This window comes from Pseudomonas sp. W15Feb9B (assembly GCF_000828175.1).
Taxonomy (GTDB): Bacteria; Pseudomonadota; Gammaproteobacteria; order Pseudomonadales; family Pseudomonadaceae; genus Aquipseudomonas; species Aquipseudomonas parakoreensis.
In genome coordinates this window covers 16,569-35,791 of record NZ_JTKF01000025.1, presented here as the reverse complement: position 1 = coordinate 35,791, position 19,223 = coordinate 16,569, and the positions used below count along the sequence as shown (strand labels likewise).

At 61.6% G+C, this 19,223-nt stretch carries 17 protein-coding genes; 7 read left to right on the top strand and 10 right to left on the bottom strand.

Annotated features, from left to right (window positions below; translation table 11 throughout):
• Window positions 1–163: 163 nt before the first annotated feature.
• The 4 genes from OC71_RS13610 (at window position 164) to OC71_RS13595 (ending at window position 4,801) form a co-directional block, all read left to right on the top strand.
• Window positions 164–2,590, top strand: coding sequence for a TonB-dependent siderophore receptor (locus tag OC71_RS13610; protein ID WP_041069941.1), 2,427 nt, complete (start codon window positions 164–166; stop codon window positions 2,588–2,590).
• 73 nt (window positions 2,591–2,663) lie between these two features.
• Window positions 2,664–3,788: a PepSY domain-containing protein gene (locus OC71_RS13605; RefSeq protein WP_041070163.1), complete on the top strand. Its 1,125-nt coding sequence runs from the start codon at window positions 2,664–2,666 to the stop codon at window positions 3,786–3,788.
• Entirely contained in the window at window positions 3,785–3,964 is a 180-nt protein-coding gene (locus OC71_RS13600) for a hypothetical protein (protein ID WP_041069939.1), read from the top strand. Before OC71_RS13605 ends, OC71_RS13600 begins: the two co-directional genes overlap by 4 nt.
• A 207-nt stretch (window positions 3,965–4,171) precedes the next feature.
• Window positions 4,172–4,801: a glutathione S-transferase gene (locus tag OC71_RS13595; RefSeq protein ID WP_041069936.1), complete on the top strand. Its 630-nt coding sequence runs from the start codon at window positions 4,172–4,174 to the stop codon at window positions 4,799–4,801.
• 205 nt (window positions 4,802–5,006) lie between these two features.
• Here OC71_RS13595 and creD read toward each other — a convergent pair whose 3' ends face one another.
• The 4 genes from creD to OC71_RS13575 all read right to left on the bottom strand — a co-directional run bounded on the left by creD (window position 5,007) and on the right by OC71_RS13575 (window position 9,214).
• Window positions 5,007–6,377, bottom strand: a complete 1,371-nt coding sequence (gene creD, locus OC71_RS13590) for a cell envelope integrity protein CreD (RefSeq protein WP_041069934.1) — start codon at window positions 6,375–6,377, stop codon at window positions 5,007–5,009.
• A 166-nt stretch (window positions 6,378–6,543) separates the two neighbouring features.
• Window positions 6,544–7,962, bottom strand: coding sequence for a two-component system sensor histidine kinase CreC (gene creC / locus OC71_RS13585; protein ID WP_041069931.1), 1,419 nt, complete (start codon window positions 7,960–7,962; stop codon window positions 6,544–6,546).
• A complete protein-coding gene (gene creB, locus OC71_RS13580; RefSeq protein ID WP_041070160.1) occupies window positions 7,962–8,642 on the bottom strand; it encodes a two-component system response regulator CreB in 681 nt (226 codons plus the stop codon). The genes creC and creB overlap by 1 nt, the downstream gene beginning before the upstream one ends.
• A gap of 68 nt (window positions 8,643–8,710) precedes the next feature.
• Window positions 8,711–9,214: an ATP-dependent zinc protease gene (locus OC71_RS13575; protein WP_041069928.1), complete on the bottom strand. Its 504-nt coding sequence runs from the start codon at window positions 9,212–9,214 to the stop codon at window positions 8,711–8,713.
• A gap of 305 nt (window positions 9,215–9,519) precedes the next feature.
• On the opposite strand from OC71_RS13575, the gene OC71_RS13570 reads away from it, so the two are divergent.
• A complete protein-coding gene (locus OC71_RS13570) occupies window positions 9,520–10,407 on the top strand; it encodes an acyltransferase (protein WP_041069925.1) in 888 nt (295 codons plus the stop codon).
• 1 nt (window position 10,408) lies between these two features.
• Here the strand turns inward: OC71_RS13570 and OC71_RS13565 are convergent, their stop codons facing one another.
• Entirely contained in the window at window positions 10,409–10,966 is a 558-nt protein-coding gene (locus tag OC71_RS13565; RefSeq protein WP_041069921.1) for a DUF2780 domain-containing protein, read from the bottom strand.
• A gap of 148 nt (window positions 10,967–11,114) precedes the next feature.
• Between OC71_RS13565 and OC71_RS13560 the strand changes: the two genes are divergently transcribed.
• Both OC71_RS13560 and OC71_RS13555 read left to right on the top strand, forming a co-directional pair.
• Entirely contained in the window at window positions 11,115–11,750 is a 636-nt protein-coding gene (locus tag OC71_RS13560) for an RNA polymerase sigma factor (protein WP_041069918.1), read from the top strand.
• Entirely contained in the window at window positions 11,747–12,421 is a 675-nt protein-coding gene (locus OC71_RS13555) for an anti-sigma factor domain-containing protein (RefSeq protein ID WP_041069915.1), read from the top strand. Before OC71_RS13560 ends, OC71_RS13555 begins: the two co-directional genes overlap by 4 nt.
• 214 nt (window positions 12,422–12,635) lie before the next feature.
• Here the strand turns inward: OC71_RS13555 and fdhA are convergent, their stop codons facing one another.
• From fdhA to OC71_RS13530, 5 genes are all read right to left on the bottom strand, one after another.
• The gene (fdhA, locus tag OC71_RS13550) at window positions 12,636–13,835 is read right to left on the bottom strand and encodes a formaldehyde dehydrogenase, glutathione-independent (RefSeq protein WP_027610665.1); all 1,200 of its coding nucleotides are present in this window, start codon (window positions 13,833–13,835) and stop codon (window positions 12,636–12,638) included.
• A 200-nt stretch (window positions 13,836–14,035) separates the two neighbouring features.
• Window positions 14,036–14,893 carry a formyltetrahydrofolate deformylase gene (gene purU, locus OC71_RS13545; protein ID WP_041069912.1) on the bottom strand — a complete coding sequence of 286 codons (858 nt, stop codon included), beginning with the start codon at window positions 14,891–14,893 and terminating at the stop codon, window positions 14,036–14,038.
• A gap of 221 nt (window positions 14,894–15,114) precedes the next feature.
• Complete coding sequence (locus tag OC71_RS13540) at window positions 15,115–15,747, bottom strand: sarcosine oxidase subunit gamma (RefSeq protein WP_008086919.1); 633 nt, start codon at window positions 15,745–15,747, stop codon at window positions 15,115–15,117.
• Between the two features lie 130 nt (window positions 15,748–15,877).
• The gene (locus tag OC71_RS13535; RefSeq protein ID WP_041069908.1) at window positions 15,878–18,895 is read right to left on the bottom strand and encodes a sarcosine oxidase subunit alpha; all 3,018 of its coding nucleotides are present in this window, start codon (window positions 18,893–18,895) and stop codon (window positions 15,878–15,880) included.
• On the bottom strand, window positions 18,892–19,221 hold the full coding sequence (locus OC71_RS13530; RefSeq protein ID WP_003228964.1) for a sarcosine oxidase subunit delta: 330 nt from the start codon (window positions 19,219–19,221) through the stop codon (window positions 18,892–18,894). Before OC71_RS13530 ends, OC71_RS13535 begins: the two co-directional genes overlap by 4 nt.
• Between the last annotated feature and the right edge of the window lie 2 nt (window positions 19,222–19,223).

Sequence of the window (19,223 nt, the reverse complement as noted above, 5' to 3'; positions counted from 1 at the left end):
GCCAGCGATGAGGCCGCCCGCAACTGCACAAAACCAATGTTGCCACGCGAATCGGCTGCCCCACTCCCAGTTAATCGACATTATTTTCATCCAGCCCTATCACTTTTCAATTCTCGTCCGGCACACAGGCAATTGAGAAATATTTCCATTCAGGAGCCTTCGCATGTCCCGTTCGCTAGACACCTTGTTGCGCCCCAGTCTGCTGGCCGTTGCCATTGCCCTCAGCGCGCCGCTGATCAGCAACCCGTTGCTCGCCGCTGAACAGGCGTCCAGCGTGCGTGCCTACAACCTGCCGGCGGCGCCGCTGTCGACGACGCTGAACCAGATCGCCAGCCAGGGTGGCCTCGCGCTGTCGCTCAATCCGTCGCTGGCGGCGGGCAAGACCTCGGCGCCGGTCAACGGGCAATACGACGCCGCCGGCGCTCTGCGCGCGGCGCTGCAAGGCACCGGTCTGCAACTGGAACAAAGCAGCACTGGTACCTACAGCCTGGTTGCCGTGCCTGAAGGGACACTGGCGCTGCCGGAAACCGCCGTGATCGGCGTGGAAAACTACGAAACGGCCTGGGGCCCGGTCGAGGGCTACACCGCCACCCGCACCGCCGCCGGCACCAAGACCGACACCGCGCTGGTCGAAGCACCGCGCTCGATCTCGGTCGCCACCCGTCAGCAAATGGACGACCGCAGCGTGCACAGCCTCGATGACGCCGTGCGTTATATGCCGGGCATCACCGCCAGCAGCTACGGCAGCGACACCCGCGCCGACTGGCTGCGCGTGCGTGGTTTCGAGCCGACCCAGTTCCTCGATGGCCTGCCACTGCCCAAAGGCGTGTACGCCAACCCGAAACAGGAAACCTGGAACCTCGATCGCCTTGCCCTGCTGCGCGGCCCGGCCTCTTCCGTCTACGGCCAGACCCCGCCGGGCGGCCTGCTGGACATGGTCAGCAGGCGCCCGAGCAGCGACGCCAGCAGCGAAATCCAGTTGCAGTACGGCAGCGACAACCATCGCCAGATCAACTTCGCCAGCACCGGCAAGATCGACGACGCCGGCCAGTTTCTCTACGGCATCAGCGGTGTGGTGCGTGACAGCGACACGCAAGTCGATCACATCGAAAACAAGCGCTACAACATCGCGCCGAGCCTGACCTGGAACATCGACGACGACACCAAACTCACCCTGCTGAGCCAGTTCACCCGCGACGATACCGGCATTACCAGCCAGTTCCTGCCGGTGCAGGGCACCAAGATCGACATGCCGTTCGGTAGCGTCTCGCACCACAAAAACCTCGGCGACCCGAATTGGGAATACTACGACCGCACTTACTACGCGCTCGGTTATGCGTTTGAACACCGGCTGAACGATGTCTGGCAGTTCAAGCAGAACCTGCGTTACACCAAGTCGGATCTGTCGTTCCAGGCCCTGACCGTCGGTTCTTACCCGTACACCCAGGTGGACGATCAAGGCAACGTCGGGCGCACCAGCACCAGCGTTGACGAAGACATCAGCCAGTTCGCGGTGGACAACAACTTCCAGGCCGACTTCGCCACCGGTGACATTCGCCACACCGTGCTGTTGGGGCTGGATCACCAACGCAGCAACACCAACTACCTGTCGATCTACGGTGACGGTCTGAAAACCAACGTGCTGAAGCCGATCTACGGCCAGCCGATCGTCCGTCCGGATCGCTCGACCGCGTATTACGACTACGACCAGAAGACCTACCAGACCGGCCTCTACGTGCAGGACCAGATGGCCCTCGACCAATGGCGCCTGACGCTGGGCGGTCGTGAAGACTGGGTCCACACCGGCACCACGTTCTTCAACAAGGCCGATGCGACCAACACCCAGCGCGACAAGAACTTCAGTGGTAACGCAGCGCTCAGCTACGTGTTCGACTCAGGCTTCGTCCCGTACATTTCCTACGCCGAATCCTTCCAGCCCACCACCGGCGCCGACGCCTCCTCCACCGGTTCGCTGAAGCCGACCGAAGGCAAGCAGTGGGAAATGGGCGTCAAGTACCAGCCACCGGGCAGCAAGACCCTGCTGACCGCCGCCGTGTATGACCTGACGCAGAAAAACGTCGCAGTCACCACCACCGTCGGCAACACCCCGATCACCAGCCAGACCGGCGAAGTGAAAGTCAAAGGCCTGGAACTGGAGGCGACCTCGGACGTCACCGATAACCTGAAAGTGATTGCCGCCTACACCCTGGCCAAGTCCGAAGTGCAGAAAGGCGACTACAAAGGCAACCGCCTGCAGCTGATGCCGAACCAACAGGCCTCGCTGTGGACCGATTACACCTGGCACAACGGCGTACTCGACGGCTTCGGTATCGGCGGTGGCGTGCGTTACACCGGCAACACCTACGGCGATCAGGGCAACACTTGGCTGGGCAAGGCCAATGCTTACACCGTGTTCGATGCCTCTGTGCACTACGATCTCGGTCGCCTGGACAACAGCCTCAAAGGCGCATCGGTCGCGGTCAATGCCACCAACCTGTTCGACAAGGACTACATCTCCACCTGCGACGGCTTCTATTGCTACTACGGCGACCAGCGCAGCGTCGTCGCCAGCGCCACCTACAAGTGGTAAGCGCGTGAGCTGAACAGGTCCTGTCACCAGGCCGTCCCCCGTGGACGGCTTCGGTGTTTTTGAAGGTCATGAAATGAAAAGTAAAACAATTCGCCGCTGGTCGTTCATCCACACCTGGACCAGCCTGATCTGCACCGTGTTTTTGCTGCTGTTGGCACTGACCGGTCTGCCGCTGATTTTCCATCACGAGATCGAGCACCTGCTCGGCGATGCCCCGCAAGTGCGCGAAATGCCCGCCGACACCCCGCGCCTGAACCTGGCGCAACTGGTCGAGGCGGCAGAACAACATCGTCCCGGCGAAGTGGTGCAGTACTTCGGTTTCGAGGACGACGAGCCCAACGCCGTGCTGACCATCATGGCGAAAACCGCCGGTACCGAGCCGAATTCTTCGCACACGTTCATGCTCGATGCGCGCACCGGTGAAGTGCTGGAAACCCCGTCGGCCAACGGAGGCCTGATGTTGTTCATCCTGCGCCTGCATGTGGACATGTTCGCCGGCCTGCCGGGCAAGTTGCTGCTGGCGTTCATGGGTCTGCTGTTCGTGGTCGCGATCATTTCGGGAACTGTGTTGTACCTGCCGTTCATGCGCCGCTTGCAGTTCGGCACCGTGCGCCAGGACAAGTCCTCCCGGCTGCGCTGGCTCGACCTGCACAACCTGATCGGCGTGGTTACGCTGACCTGGGCGCTGGTGGTCGGTGTCACCGGGGTGATCAGCGCCTGTGCCGATCTGATCATCGCCGCGTGGCGCAATGACTCGCTGACCGCCATGGTCGCGCCGTACCGCGATGCCCCGCCGTTGACCCGACTGGCCCCGGCCACCCGCCTGCTCGACATCGCCCGGGACGTGGCACCGGGGATGAACCCGGACTTCATCGCCTTCCCCGGTACGCGTTTTTCCAGCGAGCATCATTACGCGGTGTTCATGAAGGGCGGCACGCACCTGACCTCGCACCTGCTGACGCCGGTACTGATCGACGCCGGCACCCTGCAGGTCACCGCCGTGGCCGAGCGCCCGTGGTACATGGACGCCATGGGCCTGTCGCAGCCATTGCACTTCGGTGACTACGGCGGCATGCCGATGAAAATCCTCTGGGCGACCCTCGACGTCCTGACCATCATCGTCCTTGGCAGTGGCGTGTATCTGTGGGTGGTGCGGCGTAAAGCGGCGAAACCGGTGACGGTGGAGGCTGCCGCATGAAGCCGCGTCAGAGCAATTTCTGGAAGGTCTTCAGCACGCCGCTGGTGATTGCGCTGCTGAGTGCGGCGGGGTTGTTTGCGGCGTTGTTGGGCGATGGAATCTGGGATGCGTTGAGCTGGGTCGGGCTGGGCGTTCCGGCGTATCTTGCCATTAGAGGTTTGTTGCAGCGCAGGTAGTTTTTGTGTTGTCGGTGATGGCCTCATCGCTGGCAAGCCAGCTCCCACGGGGGTTAATGCTGAATCTGAAATTTGTGTTCGCTGCAAAAACTGTGGGAGCTGGCTTGCCAGCGATGGCGATCTCACGAACACCATCAATTCCTCGCCAGCCACAGTGGTTGTAGCTAGGCTAACCTGCTGTTCTTCGATGACCACCGAGGTTTGCCAATGTCCGCCCCCAGCATGACCCTGTTCCACAACACGCTCTCCCCGTTCGTGCGCAAAGTGATGGTGCTGCTGCATGAGACCGGCCAGCAGGATCGCGTCGCTCTGCAAGACTGCGTGCTCAGCCCGGTCAGCCCGGACGCAGCGCTCAACGCCGACAATCCGCTGGGCAAGATCCCGGCCCTGCGTCTGGCCGACGGCAGCGTCATCCATGACAGCCGCGTGATCCTCGAATACCTCGACCAGCAGCATGTCGGCAACCCGCTGATCCCCCGCGACGGCGCGGCCCGCTGGCGCCGTCTGACCCTGGCCTCGCTGGCCGACGGGATCATGGATGCCTCGGTGATGGTGCGTTACGAACTGGTATTGCGCGCCCCGGAAAAGCACTGGGACGAATGGCTCGATGCCCAGCGCGAGAAGATCCGCCGCGCTCTGGCCTATCTGGAAAGTGACGCCATCGCCGAGCTGACCAGCCATTTCGACGTGGCCGCCATCAGCGTGGCGTGCGCATTGGGTTACATCGATCTGCGTCATCCGGATCTGGACTGGCGCAGCGCCAATCCACAACTGGCCAACTGGTTCTTTGAAGTGAGTCAGCGACCGTCCATGGTCGCTACCCTGCCCAAGCCTTAAATCGGCGGAACCTGTTCTGGCCTCATCGCTGGCAAGCCAGCTCCCACAATGGATTTGGGTATGACAGAACCCTCTGTTTCAGCACAAATCCTGTGGGAGCTGGCTTGCCAGCGATGGCACCACCTGGGTTGCGGCGGCAGTGCTGCAACAATCAGCGTCACCAAAACCTCCACCTCTCGCTGATCTTCACGCAATCCCAACCCGCTCATTGCATCGCCTCCACATCAAACGCCAGCGGCTTGGCCGGTTTTTGCCCGATCCCGTACCAATCGAGTTTGCGCGTCAGGACCATGAACACCCCGAGCAAGCCGAACAGCAACAGCGAACCCATCAGCAGCGCATAGTCCTCGGCGCTCAGCAGGCCATACAGCAGACCATACAACGCTGCCAATCCCGCGGAAAAACTCAGGCCGTGGCGCACGCTGTGCAGCACGTGACAGACATAAAATCCGATCAACAACACACAACCACTGGCCGACAGCAGATAGGCCAAAGCAAAGCCGATGTGCTCCGACAGCGACAGCAACAACAGGTAGAAGAACGCCAGCGCCACCCCGACCAATGCGTATTGCACCGGGTGCACCGCGAGGCTCTTGAGCACTTCGAACAGGAAGAAACCGGCGAAGGTCAGGACAATAAACAACAACGCATATTTGATCGCACGGTCACTCTTCAGGTACTGATCCACCGGGTCGATGAAACTCACGCCAAAACTGCGCCCGTTGAACGCCTCGCAATCATTGCCCATCACACAGCGATTCATCGCTTCTTGCAGGTTGGTGGAGAAAAACGAGGTCTGCCAATCGGCGCTGAAACCCTGATCACTGATCTCGCGTTTGCCCGGCAGGAAGTTGCCGATGAAGCTGGGGTGCCGCCAGTTCGCCGCCAGGCTGACGCGGCTGGCCTTGCCTACCGGCAACACCTGCAGCGAACCGGTGCCCTGCAGGCGCAGGTCGAAACCGAAGGTCAGCTCCGTGGCGTTACGGGTGTCCAGTGTCGGCAACATGACCCGCACGCCTTCGCCGAGCCAGCCCACCTGGGTGCCAGGCACAAAGTCCAGACGCTGGCCGTCGAGTTCCAGTTTCAGCGCGTTTTCAATGCCGCGAATATCACTGATGCCCACCGCCAGAAACGGCGCGTCGAACTGGTAATCGGCAAAGTCTTCTTTGATGCCTAACTGCGCCGGCAAGGAGAAATGCCCGTTGATGCGATTGTCAGCATGGAACAATCGCGCTTGGTAAATGCCCCGGGCGCGCAGCTCGGTCTGCACCTGGCCGTCGAGCTCGAAGCGCTCCGGCAGAAAGTACAAACGACCGCGTTCCTCGCCGAGCTCTTCATAGCGCTGATTGGTTTTCTCGTTGGTCTTCCAGGTGCGTACCACCTTGCGATACGGCACCACCATCACCGGCCCGCTCAGTTGCTGGCTGTAGCTGGAACTGCGGGCGATGTCTTCGAGCACGCCGTCGCGCAGTTGCTGGCGGTCGTCGATGATGCCGTCAATCATCAGCAGCGGGATCAGCAACAGCAGGATCAACAGGGCAATGGCCCCGAGCTTGATGGTCAAATTTTTGTTCATGGGACTCTCCCTGTTTGGATGGGCAGAGTCTGCTGTTGATGTATGAGGGGAATGTGGGGGGAATATGGAGATTGTGTGGAAAGATCAAAAGATCGCAGCCTTCGGCAGCTCCTTGGGATTGCGTTCCCCTGTAGGAGCTGCCGAAGGCTGCGATCTTTTTAGGGTCTCAAGGCAGGCGCAATGTCACTTCCACACCGCCCTCGACATTGCGAATCTGCATCGACCCACCATGCAACTTCACCACCTCTTCAACAAAGTTCAGCCCCAACCCGGTGCTCTTGCGCCCACTGTCCGGACGCGGCAACGAATAAAACCGCTCACTCAAGCGCGGCAAGGCGTAATCGGGAATCGGGGCGGCTTCGTTGAACACGCGCAACTCGACCTGTTCCCCGACACGTTCGGCACTGAAACGCAGCAACCCGGCGATCGGGGTGAAATCCAGTGCATTGTCCAGCAGATTGCCCAGCGCCTGACGCAGCAGAAACGGCTCGCCGATCAGCAGCAGATCCGGCGCAATGGTCTGCTCGATCGTGAGCCGCCGGCCTTCGATCCGCGCTGCCTGCGCGCGCAATAATTCATCGATCAGCGCCGCCAGCGGCACCGCCACGCGCTCCTCGAGACCCTGGCGCTGTTCCACCTGAGCCAGATTCAACAGGCGCTCGATCAACTGCTGCATCCGCGCGCTTTCACTGTCGATGTTGCCGACAAAGCGCAGGCGCTGAATCGCTGGCATTTCATCCTGCAGCAACTCCGCGGCACCGCGAATGGCCGCCAGCGGACTCTTCAATTCATGGGTCAGCGTGTGCACGTAGCGTTCGACGTAAGCCTTGCCTTCCAGTTGGGTGCGCATCTGCTCCACCGCCGTCGCCAGTTGCTCCAGTTCACCGCCACGGTAATGCGGCACCTCCACCCGGCGCCCCTCACTGACCGCTTTGGCGTAACCGGTCAAACGGTGCAGCGCGCGGCTCAGCCACCACGACAGCAAAGCGCCGAACAGCAGACCGAGGCCGATCAGCCCGGCACCGTAAAACAGCAAGCGCCGCTCGGTGCGATCGACGTAAGGCTGCAAGGAGCTATTGGGCTTGGCCACGGTGACCACGCCGACGATTTTGCCGTTGTCGCGGATCGGCGCGCCGACGTGCATCACCGAGGAGTTCGCATCATTCGGATCACTGCGGCTCGAACGAGCACCGTACTCACCACGCAAAGTCAGGTAGACGTCGTTCCAGCGCGAGTAATCCTGCCCGACCGCCACGCCACTGGAATCCAGGACCACGATGCCTTTGGCGTCGGTGACGTAGATGCGATGGTTGACCTGATTTTTCGGCAACCCCCAGATGGTCGCCTGCGGCTGGCGTTCGCCGTAGGCACGCAACAACTCGGGCCAGCGGTTCTCGCTGAGCGTGCCGGCCTTGAAATCATCACGCAAAATCTCCGCCATCAGGTTGGCGGTATCGACCAGGGTTTCTTCGGTGGACTGACGCACACCGGGGCGGATTTCTTCCATCACCGTGTTGAGCACGAAGTAACCGGTCAGGCCGATAAACAGCACATACACCAGAAAAATCCGCAGCCCCAGCGACATCAGCTGTGCCCCGGGCTGTAGCTGTAACCGAGGCCGCGATGGGTCTGGATCGGCTCGGCGTCGGCCCGCACCAGACGCAATTTGGCGCGCACGCTTTTGATGTGGCTGTCGATGCTGCGCTCGTAGCCGGCGTCGGCAGCAACCCCCAGCGCGTCGAGCAGTTGCTCGCGGCTGAACACCCGCTGCGGTTGTTCGAGCAGGCATTGCAACAGGCGAAATTCATGGCGGGTCAGGCTCAACGGCTGTCCCCGATAGACGATCTGCACACGCTCGGCATCGATGCGAAACAGCGTCGAGGACGCTTCAACCGCAGGACGCGGCGCCATGCGTTTGAGAATCGCCCGGACCCGCGCGGCGACCTCACGCGGGCTGAACGGCTTGACCACGTAATCGTCGGCGCCGATTTCCAGCCCTACCACCCGGTCGATCTCGGCGTCCCGGGCGCTGAGGAACAGCACCGGCACTTCACTGAAGCGCCGCAGCTGCTTGCAGGTTTCGAAACCGCTGATGTCCGGCAGGCCGATATCGAGAATGATCAAGTCGGCCGGGGTCTGCCGTTGATGCTCCAGCGCCGCGGCGCCAAGGCTCAGCCACGTGGTCGTGAACCCCTCGCCCTGCAGGGCAAAAATCAGCGTGTCGGCAATCGCCGCTTCGTCTTCGACAATCAGGATATGAGGCATGGCGTCCGAGCCCATGGGTTAAGTGCGCGAACGGTGCCCCAAGCCTGACCTTACGTCAATGAGACCACTCAGCAGTCTGGCTTGTCGGCGGTGAAACGCCGCGCCGGGTTCACTGCGGCGCCAAACTCGCGCAAGGCCTTGGCACCGATCAGCAGCGGGTAGTTGAAGTTGCTGCGGTCGGTCAGGTTGACCTCAACGGTACGCTTGACGTTGCCCAGGCACAGTTCAAGATCGACCACCGGGCGTTTGGCGACTTCAGTGCTGTCGCCCTCGTCCTCTTCGTCCGAGCGGCTCTTGATCTTGCTGATCCGCGCGATCTTGTGCTCGTACACTTTGTTGCTGGCGTCCTTGGTGCCGAGGCGGAAGCGCACCCAGTTTTCACCGTCGCGGGTGAAGGTCTCAATGTCCTTGGCCGACAGCGAGGCGGTCAGCGCGCCGGTGTCCATCTTGGCCTTGAGCACCTCACCACCGATTTCCGGCAGCGCGATGTATTCATAACGCCCGTACAGGGTCGGTTCGGCGGCCATGACCGGCAGGGCGACGAGGGCAAACAGTGCAAGGAGGGATTTCACGTAGAGGGCTTCCTTGGAAAATGAGGGCGTCAGACGCGAGATTTTAGACAGCCATCAAGGAATTCGTTCGCCCTTGATATCGCATCGCTGGCAAGCCAGCTCCCACAGGTTTCTCTGCCATTCACGGAAATCACATGCACTGGAGATCCTTGTGGGAGCTGGCTTGCCAGCGATGGGGCCAGCACAAGCCTCACTAATTGGCTCCAGCATAGCCGCCCAAAAGTGAAACATTCGTCACCGCCGATTTGGCCTGTCGCCCGAAGCCACTTATCATGGCGCGCCCATCCGCCTTCATAGAGTTGCTTATGCGCCGCCTGCTCACCGGCTGTTTCGTCACCCTGCTGCTATTGCTCAACACCCTGATCCTGATCGGGCCGTTGATGGTCTTTGCCCTGCTCAAACTGATTGCGCCAGGGCGCTGGCGCGATTACGCCTCGTGGGCGGTGATGTGGATTGCCGAGACCTGGGCGGAAATCGACAAACTGATCTTTCGTCTGTGCATCCCCACTCAGTGGGACATTCGCGGCGGCGCAGATCTGCGCGGTGACACCTCGTATCTGGTGGTCAGCAACCACCAGTCGTGGGTCGACATTCCGGCGCTGATCCAGACCCTCAACCGGCGCACGCCGTTCTTCAAGTTCTTCCTCAAGAAAGAGCTGATCTGGGTGCCGTTCCTTGGTCTGGCGTGGTGGGCGCTGGATTACCCGTTCATGAAGCGCTACAGCAAGGCGTTTCTGGCGAAGCATCCGGAGCTGGCGGGCAAGGATCTGGAAATCACCAAACAGGCCTGCGAGCTGTTCAAGCGCCAGCCGGTAACGGTCGTGAATTATCTGGAAGGTACTCGCTACACCGCGGCGAAAAGTGCGCAGCAGCAGTCACCGTTCAGGCACCTGCTCAAACCCAAGGCCGGTGGCGTGGCGTTTGTGCTGGCGGCGATGGGGGAGCAGCTGGATGCATTGCTCGACGTGACCGTGGTTTATCCACAGGAGAACATTCCGGGGTTCTGGGATCTGATCAGCGGCAGCGTGCCGCGGGTGATCGTCGACATCCAGACCCGCGAACTCGACCCGGCGCTGTCGCAGGGCGATTACGAGAACGATCCGCAGTTTCGCCAGCAGGTCCAGAACTGGGTCAACCAGCTCTGGACCGAGAAGGATCAGCGCATCAGCGAACTGCGCGGTGAGCGCGGCTGAATCAGCTGCCGCTGCCGGCGCCCCAGATGTTGCCCAGACTGCTCAACAGCGAACCGCCAACACCCTGTTGACCCAGGTATTGCAGGATCACCGGGGCAAACTGGCCAACCATGCCGCTGTCCATGCCCAGCGCACTGAAAGCGTTGTTCAGGTCGCTGGTGGTCTTGACGTTGCCCAGCGCATTTTCCAACCCGGCTGACTTGCCCGACGAGCCCAGCAACCCGCTCAATGCCGCCAGATTGCCGCTACCGCCCGACAGTTTGTCGATGCCCGGCACTTCTTTGGCCAACTGCGAATAATCGGTGCTGCTCAATTGGTTCTTGGCCAGGCCCAACATCGCACTGGTTCCCCCTACAGCTTGCTGGGGCGTGACGTTCAGCGCACTCAAGGCACTCAGCAATCCAGCGGTTTCCGAAGTCGGTGCAGCGGCGGCAGCCTTGTCACCCCCTTGCATACCCGAGACTGCACCGGCGACATCGTTCAAGCTGAAACCGGCAAACACCGGGCTCGCTGCAAGGGTCATCAGTGAAGCCAAGGCCATACCGCGTGAAATCTTCATTCAGACATCCTCTTGCACTGTGGTAACCGCCCGTCTAGGGGCGGCAAAACTGCCGATTTGACCGGGTTTGCGCTGGCATGTTCCTCGCCGACGCATCCATTTTCAGGATAGCCACGTATATAAAACGTGAAACCGTGGATAACCCGAGATGAATGGCACAAGCGCTGTCGCTGAACTAGCCTGTGAACAGCCCGAGCAGCGCCCTCGTCGTCCGCCCATTGCCTGGAGAACCGTCATTTCCACCGCCGACCCCGATCAGTTGCGCCAGTTGTTGGCCCAGTGCTCACTGGGCGATCGGCGTGCATTCGAAACCCTCTACCGCAGCGTCGGCCCGCGCTTGCACGGTGTCGCCTTGCGTTTCATGGGCCGGGCAGATCTGGCCGAGGACGTGCTGCAGGAAAGCTTCGTGCGCATCTGGAACAACGCCTCGCGCTACGAAGCCCATTTGTCGGCGCCGCTGACCTGGATGATCAACATCACTCGCCACCAGGCCATCGACCAGTTACGCAAACAGCGTGACCGGCCGCTGACCGACTTCGAACAGGCCACCCTGCCGGACGAAGGCCCTTCGGCCCACGACCTGTTGAACAGCAGCCGCGAAGCCAGCGCGTTGCACCGTTGCCTCGACACCCTCGACGGCATGCAGCGCCAGTCGATCAGCGTCGCCTACTTTCAGGGCCTGTCCTGCTCGGAACTCGCCGAACACCTGGCCGCGCCGCTGGGTTCGGTGAAATCGTGGATTCGCCGTGGCATGGAACGTCTGCGCAGGTGCCTTGAATCATGAACTACCAGACCCCTGCCCTGCGCCGCGCCCTCGCTGCCGATTACGCCATCGGCCTGATGTCGTCGGCGGCGCGTCGGCGCTTTGAACAATTGCTGCTGGACGATGCAGCACTGCGCACAGAACTCGCTCACTGGCAGGAAAGCCTTACCAGCCTGACCGACGCGGTTCCAGAGCAACCGGTGCCGGATCGGGTGTGGCAAGGCATCACTGCGCGCATCGAACCGCAAGTACTGCACGTCCCGGAAAAACGTCCGTTCTGGAACTGGCTGCGGGTCAGCGCCGCGCTGTGTTCGATCGTGGTGCTGGTGTTCCTCGGTTCCCTGTACAACCGCGACGACGCCCGCTATCGCGCCACCCTGCTGAGTGCCGACGCGCAACCGGCGCTGAAGGTCGAGACGCATGCGGACTATCTGCAAGTCGAACCGCTGACATTGGCGGCAGTCGGGCCTGATCGCAGCCTGGAACTGTGGGCGATACCCGCCGATGGCAAGCCGATTTCGCTGGGGGTGATTCCTGCAGGCGGCAAAGGCAAGGTTGAACTGAGCGCGGCGCAGAAAGCCTTGATCGGCCAGCCGATTGCGCTGGCGGTGAGTCTGGAGCCGAAAGGTGGTTCGCCGACCGGACAGCCGACCGGTCCGGTGCTTTACCAAGGCGCTTTGGCAGCCCTCTGACTCTGGCCCACAAACCTTTGTGGCGAGGGAGCTTGCTCCCGCTGGGCTGCGAAACGGCCCAAATCTTGAGTGGGTAATTTTCCTGAGACGCCGCATGTATGAATTTTACGACGGCTTCGCCGCCGAACGGGAGCAAGCTCCCTCGCCACAGGTTTAGTGCTCATCCCCATAAAAAACGGCGACCTTGAGGTCGCCGTTTTGCATTGCCTGAAACTTACGCCGCACTGAATAGCCGATGCGGATCGATCACAAACTTCTTCGGCACACCGGCATCAAACTCGCCGTAACCTTCCGGCGCCTGGTCGAGGCTGATGACTTGCACACCCACCACTTCGGCGATGTTGATGCGGTCCCACATGATCGCCTGCATCAGCTGGCGGTTGTACTTCATCACCGGGGTCTGGCCGGTGTGGAAGCTGTGGGATTTGGCCCAGCCCAGACCGAAGCGGATGCTCAGGCTGCCCATTTTTGCGGCGGCGTCCACGGCACCCGGATCTTCGGTCACGTACAGGCCCGGAATACCGATCTTGCCCGCCACGCGCACCACGCCCATCAGCGAGTTGAGCACGGTGGCCGGCGCTTCGGCTTTCACCCCGTCATGCCCGTGGCCGCGCGCTTCGAAGCCCACGCAGTCCACCGCGCAATCGACTTCCGGTTCGCCCAGCAGTGCGGCGATCTGCTCGTGCAGCGGCGTGTCCTTGGACAGGTCGACCACTTCAAAACCCTGAGCCTTGGCGTGCGCCAGGCGGATGGTGTTGACGTCGCCGATGATCACCACCGCCGCGCCCAGCAAGCGCGCCGAGGCCGCAGCGGCCAGACCGACCGGGCCGGCGCCCGCGATGTACACGGTGCTGCCCGGGCCGACGCCCGCCGTCACCGCACCGTGATAGCCGGTCGGCAGAATGTCGGAGAGGCAGGTCAGGTCGCGGATTTTCTCCATGGCCTTGTCGCGATCCGGCAGTTTCAGCAAGTTGAAGTCGGCGTACGGCACCAGCACGTATTCAGCCTGGCCGCCGGTCCAGTCGCCCATGTCGACATAACCGTAAGCACCGCCGGCGCGGGCCGGGTTGACAGTCAGGCAGACGCCGGTGTGTTGCTCCTTGCAGGAGCGGCAGCGCCCGCAAGCCACGTTGAACGGTACGGAGACCAGGTCGCCGATTTTCAGGTTCTCGACGTCGGAACCCTTCTCGATCACTTCGCCAGTGATTTCATGGCCCAGCACCAGACCGGTCTGCGCCGTGGTCCGGCCGCGCACCATGTGCTGGTCGGAGCCACAAATGTTGGTGGACACCACACGCAGGATCACCCCGTGCTCGATCTTCCTGCCACGCGGGTCCTGCATTTTCGGATAGTCGATTTTCTGTACTTCGACCTTGCCAGCGCCGAGATACACCACACCACGATTGCCAGACATGCTTTCACCTCGCTGTTGTTTTTATGGAACCGCGTTGCCCAGGCAGGCAGCGCGTTAAGTGCTCGGGTACAGATGCTGATTGTTGTGTTGCCTGTTATGGCCTCATCGCTGGCAAGCCAGCTCCCACAGGTTTCGGGTGGAACTCAAAAATTGTGTACGACACAAATCCCTGTGGGAGCTGGCTTGCCAGCGATGGCGATCTAAAGAACGACAGTTCTGTTGGCGTTCAAAAACACCCTTCTTTCGATGTGATAACCCACGGCCCGGGCCAAAGTCAGGCCCTCGATATCACGCCCCTTGGCGATCAAATCTTCCGGGTAATGACTGTGATCCACGGCCTCGACGCCCTGGGCGATGATCGGCCCTTCATCGAGGTCGTTGTTGATGTAATGCGCCGTGGCGCCGACCAGTTTCACGCCCTTGTTGTAGGCCTGGTGATAGGGTTTGGCACCCTTGAACCCTGGCAGCAACGAGTGATGGATGTTGATCGCCTTGCCATCGAGCTTGCGGCACAACTCCGGTGACAGCACCTGCATGTAGCGGGCGAGGATCACCAGTTCGGCGCCGGACTCTTCGATCACCTGCCACACCTGACGCTCCTGCGACGGCTTGTCGTTGGGGTCGAGGGGGAAATGGTAGTAGGGAATCTGGTGCCAGTCGGCCAGCGGCTTGAGATCCGGGTGGTTGGACACCACCGCCGCCACGTCCATCGACAACTGGCCGATGCGCTGGCGGTAAAGCAAATCGTTGAGGCAGTGATCGGCCTTGGAGACCATGATCACCACTTTCGGCCGGTAGTTCGGCGCAGTCAGCTCGAAGACCATGCCAAACGCCTGACCACGCTCGGCGAGGCCGGCGCGGAAGGACTGCTCGTCGAAACCCTCGGGCTGACGGAATTCCACGCGAATGAAGAAGCGGCCCGAGAGCCGGTCATCGAACGAATGGTGCTCGGTGACGTAGCAACCCTGCTCGAACAGAAAACGCGTCACCGCGTCCAACGTGCCGAGCACGCTGGGGCAGTCGGCGGTCAGAATCCATGTGTCTGGGGCGCGGCTCATGGTGCGGTGACTCCTGTTTCAACATCTGTGAGCAGAGTGAACTCTGTGGCGAATGAGTTCTGTGGCGAGGGAGCTTGCTCCCGCTGGGTTGCGAAGCGACCCCAAAATCAGCAACCGCGTTCTTCCAGAAAGAATGCGCTCGCAGGTTTTTGCGACTGCTTCGCAGCCGAGCGGGAGCAAGCTCCCTCGCCACAAGAAGCAATCGCGGCAACCACTTAGTGTTACGCCTGCACGCTCAGCCCGTACTCGGCCGAAGCATCCTGCAACCACAACCACCAGTAATCCGAGAAGCTACGGCGGATCAGCAGTTCCCAGGTGTCTTCGGCGGTATGGCGGATCATCAGCTGCGACTTGGCGAACACCGTGCCCACCGCTTTGCCGACCGGAAAATTGTTCGGGTGCACGTCATAGCTGGTGGATTTCATCAGCACCTGACGCACGTTCGGCCCGCTCAGTTCGAGCACTTGCTGGCCGCCGCTGACGTTGACGATTGCGATGTGCAGGTCGCCCAGCGCTTCGCGCAGTTTCTGTTCGGCGGCGAATTCTTCACCGCTTGGCACGATCAGCAGCCACTCGTCCGGGCCCATCCATTGCAGGCTGGTTTCGCCTTTGACGATCACGCTCAGGGCGCCGGGCAACTCAATGCCGAGGGCCTTGTGCACGCCGGCGGCGAAGGCTGCATCGTGGCCATCGCCACGAATGGTCAGGTGACCGAGGAGTTTCTTTTCACGCACGATGACGCCGGCGTTCTTGCGACCCTTGCCGACCAGGCTGGCGAGGTCGGCATGGTGCAGCGACGACTCGGCCTTGGCCCCGGTGGTCGGGCGTTGTTGGTACACGTTGGCTGTGGTCATAAAGCACCTTTGCTGAATTCATCATCCCGGTGGGAGCGGGCTTGCCCGCGATGGCGATTTGTCAGTCGCAGATGTGTAACCTGGTCTGACGCCATCGCGGGCAAGCCACGCTCCCACAGGTTCTGTGGTGTTAGATGTTCTGCCGATCACCCTTCGGATCGAAGAACACCGAAGAAACAATCTCCGCCTCGATCACGCTGCCATCGGCCAGCGGTGCAAACACCCGCTCGCCCATGCGCTTCAGACCGCCCTTGACCACACCCATGGCAAACGAATAGCCGAGGGAGTTGTGCGCGTAGCTGGAGGTCACGTGGCCGACCATGGTCATCGGGATCGCCTGCTTGGTGTTGAACACCAGTTGCGCACCTTCCGGCAGCCAGACGTTCGGGTCGATCGGCTTCAGACCCACCAGTTGTTTACGCTGATCCTTCACGCAATCTTCACGGTTCATGCCGCGCTGGCCGATCCACGAGAACGGTTTGGTGCGACCGACGCACCAGCCCATGTTCAGGTCGTCCGGAGTCATCGAGCCGTCGGTGTCCTGACCGACGATGATGAAACCCTTCTCGGCCCGCAGGACGTGCATGGTCTCGGTGCCGTACGGAGTCAGGTTGTACTGTTTACCGGCCTCGACGATTTTCTCCAGCACGCCCATCGCGTAGTCGGCCTGGACGTTGACTTCGTACGACAGTTCACCGGTAAACGAGATACGGAACACCCGCGCCGGCACACCGCCGACCAGACCCTCTTTCCAGGTCATGAACGGGAACGCTTCGTTGGCCAGGTCGATGTCGGTCACGGCACTGAGCAGCTTGCGGCTGTTCGGCCCGGACAGGGTCATGGTCGCCCAGTGGTCGGTGACCGAGGTGAAGTAGACCTTCATCTCAGGCCATTCGGTCTGGTGGTACAGCTCCAGCCATTGCAGCACGCGCGCGGCGCCGCCAGTGGTGGTGGTCATGACGAAATGGTTGTCGGCCAGGCAGGCCGTCACGCCGTCGTCGAAGACCATGCCGTCTTCTTTGCACATCAGGCCGTAACGCGCCTTGCCCACGTCGAGCTTGGTCCAGGCGTTGGTGTACACGCGGTTGAGGAACTCACGGGCATCCGGGCCTTGAATGTCGATTTTGCCCAGGGTCGAAGCGTCGAGCAGGCCGACGCTGTCGCGCACGGCTTTGCATTCGCGCTTCACTGCGGCGTGCATGTCTTCACCGTTTTTCGGGAAGTACCATGGACGTTTCCACTGGCCGACGTCTTCGAACTCGGCGCCGTTTTTCAGGTGCCATTGATGCAACGCGGTGTAGCGTACCGGCTCGAAGATGTGCCCACAGTGACGACCGGCCACGGCGCCGAACGTTACCGGCGTGTAGTTCGGGCGGAACATCGTGGTGCCCATCTGCGGGATGGTCACGTTCAGCGAGCGGGCAGCGATGGCCAGGCCGTTGACGTTGCCGAGCTTGCCCTGATCGGTGCCGAAACCCAGCGCGGTGTAGCGTTTGACGTGTTCGACCGACTCGAAACCTTCGCGGGTCGCCAGTTCGATGGCGGCGGCGGTGACGTCGTTCTGCAGGTCGACGAATTGCTTCGGCGCCCGCGAAGTGCCCTTCTCGTGCGGCACCTGGAACAGCGCCAGGGTCGCTTCTTCGAGACGGCTCAGGGCTTTTGGCAGCGTGCCTTCGACCACACCGAAACCGGCTTCACTGGCAGCGCGTGCGCCACCTTCGAAACCATCGGCCAGCGAATCACCGAGGCCGTAAACACCGTTGATGCCGCCGACGCACACACGCTTCTGCGGTGCTTCGCCCGGTACGAAACCGAGGATGTCTTCGCGCCAGACCGGCTTGCCACCGAGGTGCGAAGCCAGGTGCACCACCGGGCTGTAACCGCCGGAACTGGCGATCACGTCGCAGTCGAGCCATTCGCCCGGGCTGGTCACGGTGTGCGCTTTGACGTCAATCGCGGCAACGCGGGCTGCGGTGACGCGCTTGCTGCCACGGGCCTCGATCACGGCGCTGCCGGTGAGGATGCGTATGCCTTTGGCGCGGGCTTCTTCCACCAGCGCACCACGCGGGTTGCTGCGGGCATCGGCAATGGCGACCACTTGCAGGCTGGCATCGAGCCAGTCCAGCGCCACGCGGTAGGCGTGATCGTTGTTGGTGGTCAGCACCAGCTTCTTGCCCGGTGCCACACCGTAACGGCGCACGTAAGTCGAGACCGCACCGGCAAGCATGTTGCCCGGCACGTCGTTGTTGCCATAAACCAGCGGACGCTCGTGGGCACCGGTCGCCAGCACCACACGCTTGGCGCGGACACGGTGGATGCGCTGACGCACCTGACCGATTGGCGCACGGTCACCGAGGTGATCGGTGAGGCGTTCATGAATGGTCAGGAAGTTGTGGTCGTGGTAACCGTTGACCGTGGCGCGCGGCAACAGCAGCACGTCCGGAGTGTTCTTCAGTTCAGCGATGACGCTGGCCACCCACTCGATCGCCGGTTTGCCGTCGAGGCTTTCGCGCGAATCGAGCAGGCTGCCGCCGAACTCTTCCTGCTCATCGGCGAGAATCACCCGCGCACCACTGCGCGCAGCCGCCAGGGCAGCCGCCAGACCGGCAGGGCCGGCGCCGACGATCAGCACGTCGCAGTGCTGGTTCATGTAGTCGTAGGTGTCCGGATCGACTTCGGTCGGCGAACGGCCCAGACCGGCAGCCTTGCGAATGTACTTCTCGTACGTCATCCAGAACGATTGCGGGTACATGAAGGTTTTGTAGTAGAAACCCGGCGGCATCAGCTTGCCGCCGACCTTGCCGAGAATGCCCATCATGTCGTTGTTGACGCTCGGCCAGCCGTTGGTGCTGGTGGCGACCAGGCCTTGGTACAGCGCCTGTTGCGTGGCGCGCACGTTGGGGATCTGCGTGGCTTCGGTGGCACCGATCTGCAGCACGGCGTTCGGCTCTTCGGCACCGGCGGCGAAGATCCCGCGAGGACGCGAATACTTGAAGCTGCGGCCGATAATGTCGACGCCGTTGGCGATCAGTGCCGAGGCCAGGGAGTCGCCCTCGAAGCCTTTGTAGCTCTGACCGTTGAAGGTGAAGCTCAGCACTTTATTGCGGTCGATCCGTCCACCGTTGGACAGGCGATTGGTCTGGCTCATACCTTCTCTCCCAGCGCCGTCGTGGCTGTTTTTGCCGTATCAGCCTTGTCGGTGAATTGCGGCTTGGTGCCGATCTTGTAGGTTTCGAGAATCTCGTAGGTCACGGTGTCGCGAGTGACGTTGAAGTACTGGCGGCAGCCGGCGACGTGATCCCACAGCTCGTGGTGCAGACCACGCGGGTTGTCGCGGAAGAACATGTAGTCGCCCCACTCTTCATCGGTGCAGGCGTTCGGATCCAGCGGACGCGGAATGTGCGCCTGACCGGATGCGTGGAATTCCTCTTCGGAGCGCAGTTCGCCGCAGTGAGGACAGAAGATATGCAACATGG

Excerpts from the sequence above, each read along its gene's own strand:
- fdhA (WP_027610665.1), bottom strand. The coding sequence starts at position 13,835 with ATGTCTGGCAATCGTGGTGTGGTGTATCTCGGCGCTGGCAAGGTCGAA.
- purU (WP_041069912.1), bottom strand. The coding sequence starts at position 14,893 with ATGAGCCGCGCCCCAGACACATGGATTCTGACCGCCGACTGCCCCAGC.
- OC71_RS13555 (WP_041069915.1), top strand. The coding sequence starts at position 11,747 with ATGAACTACCAGACCCCTGCCCTGCGCCGCGCCCTCGCTGCCGATTAC.
- OC71_RS13610 (WP_041069941.1), top strand. The coding sequence starts at position 164 with ATGTCCCGTTCGCTAGACACCTTGTTGCGCCCCAGTCTGCTGGCCGTT.
- OC71_RS13605 (WP_041070163.1), top strand. The coding sequence starts at position 2,664 with ATGAAAAGTAAAACAATTCGCCGCTGGTCGTTCATCCACACCTGGACC.
- OC71_RS13600 (WP_041069939.1), top strand. The coding sequence starts at position 3,785 with ATGAAGCCGCGTCAGAGCAATTTCTGGAAGGTCTTCAGCACGCCGCTG.
- OC71_RS13530 (WP_003228964.1), bottom strand. The coding sequence starts at position 19,221 with ATGTTGCATATCTTCTGTCCTCACTGCGGCGAACTGCGCTCCGAAGAG.
- OC71_RS13565 (WP_041069921.1), bottom strand. The coding sequence starts at position 10,966 with ATGAAGATTTCACGCGGTATGGCCTTGGCTTCACTGATGACCCTTGCA.
- OC71_RS13595 (WP_041069936.1), top strand. The coding sequence starts at position 4,172 with ATGTCCGCCCCCAGCATGACCCTGTTCCACAACACGCTCTCCCCGTTC.
- creB (WP_041070160.1), bottom strand. The coding sequence starts at position 8,642 with ATGCCTCATATCCTGATTGTCGAAGACGAAGCGGCGATTGCCGACACG.
- creC (WP_041069931.1), bottom strand. The coding sequence starts at position 7,962 with ATGTCGCTGGGGCTGCGGATTTTTCTGGTGTATGTGCTGTTTATCGGC.
- creD (WP_041069934.1), bottom strand. The coding sequence starts at position 6,377 with ATGAACAAAAATTTGACCATCAAGCTCGGGGCCATTGCCCTGTTGATC.
- OC71_RS13540 (WP_008086919.1), bottom strand. The coding sequence starts at position 15,747 with ATGACCACAGCCAACGTGTACCAACAACGCCCGACCACCGGGGCCAAG.
- OC71_RS13535 (WP_041069908.1), bottom strand. The coding sequence starts at position 18,895 with ATGAGCCAGACCAATCGCCTGTCCAACGGTGGACGGATCGACCGCAAT.
- OC71_RS13570 (WP_041069925.1), top strand. The coding sequence starts at position 9,520 with ATGCGCCGCCTGCTCACCGGCTGTTTCGTCACCCTGCTGCTATTGCTC.
- OC71_RS13560 (WP_041069918.1), top strand. The coding sequence starts at position 11,115 with ATGAATGGCACAAGCGCTGTCGCTGAACTAGCCTGTGAACAGCCCGAG.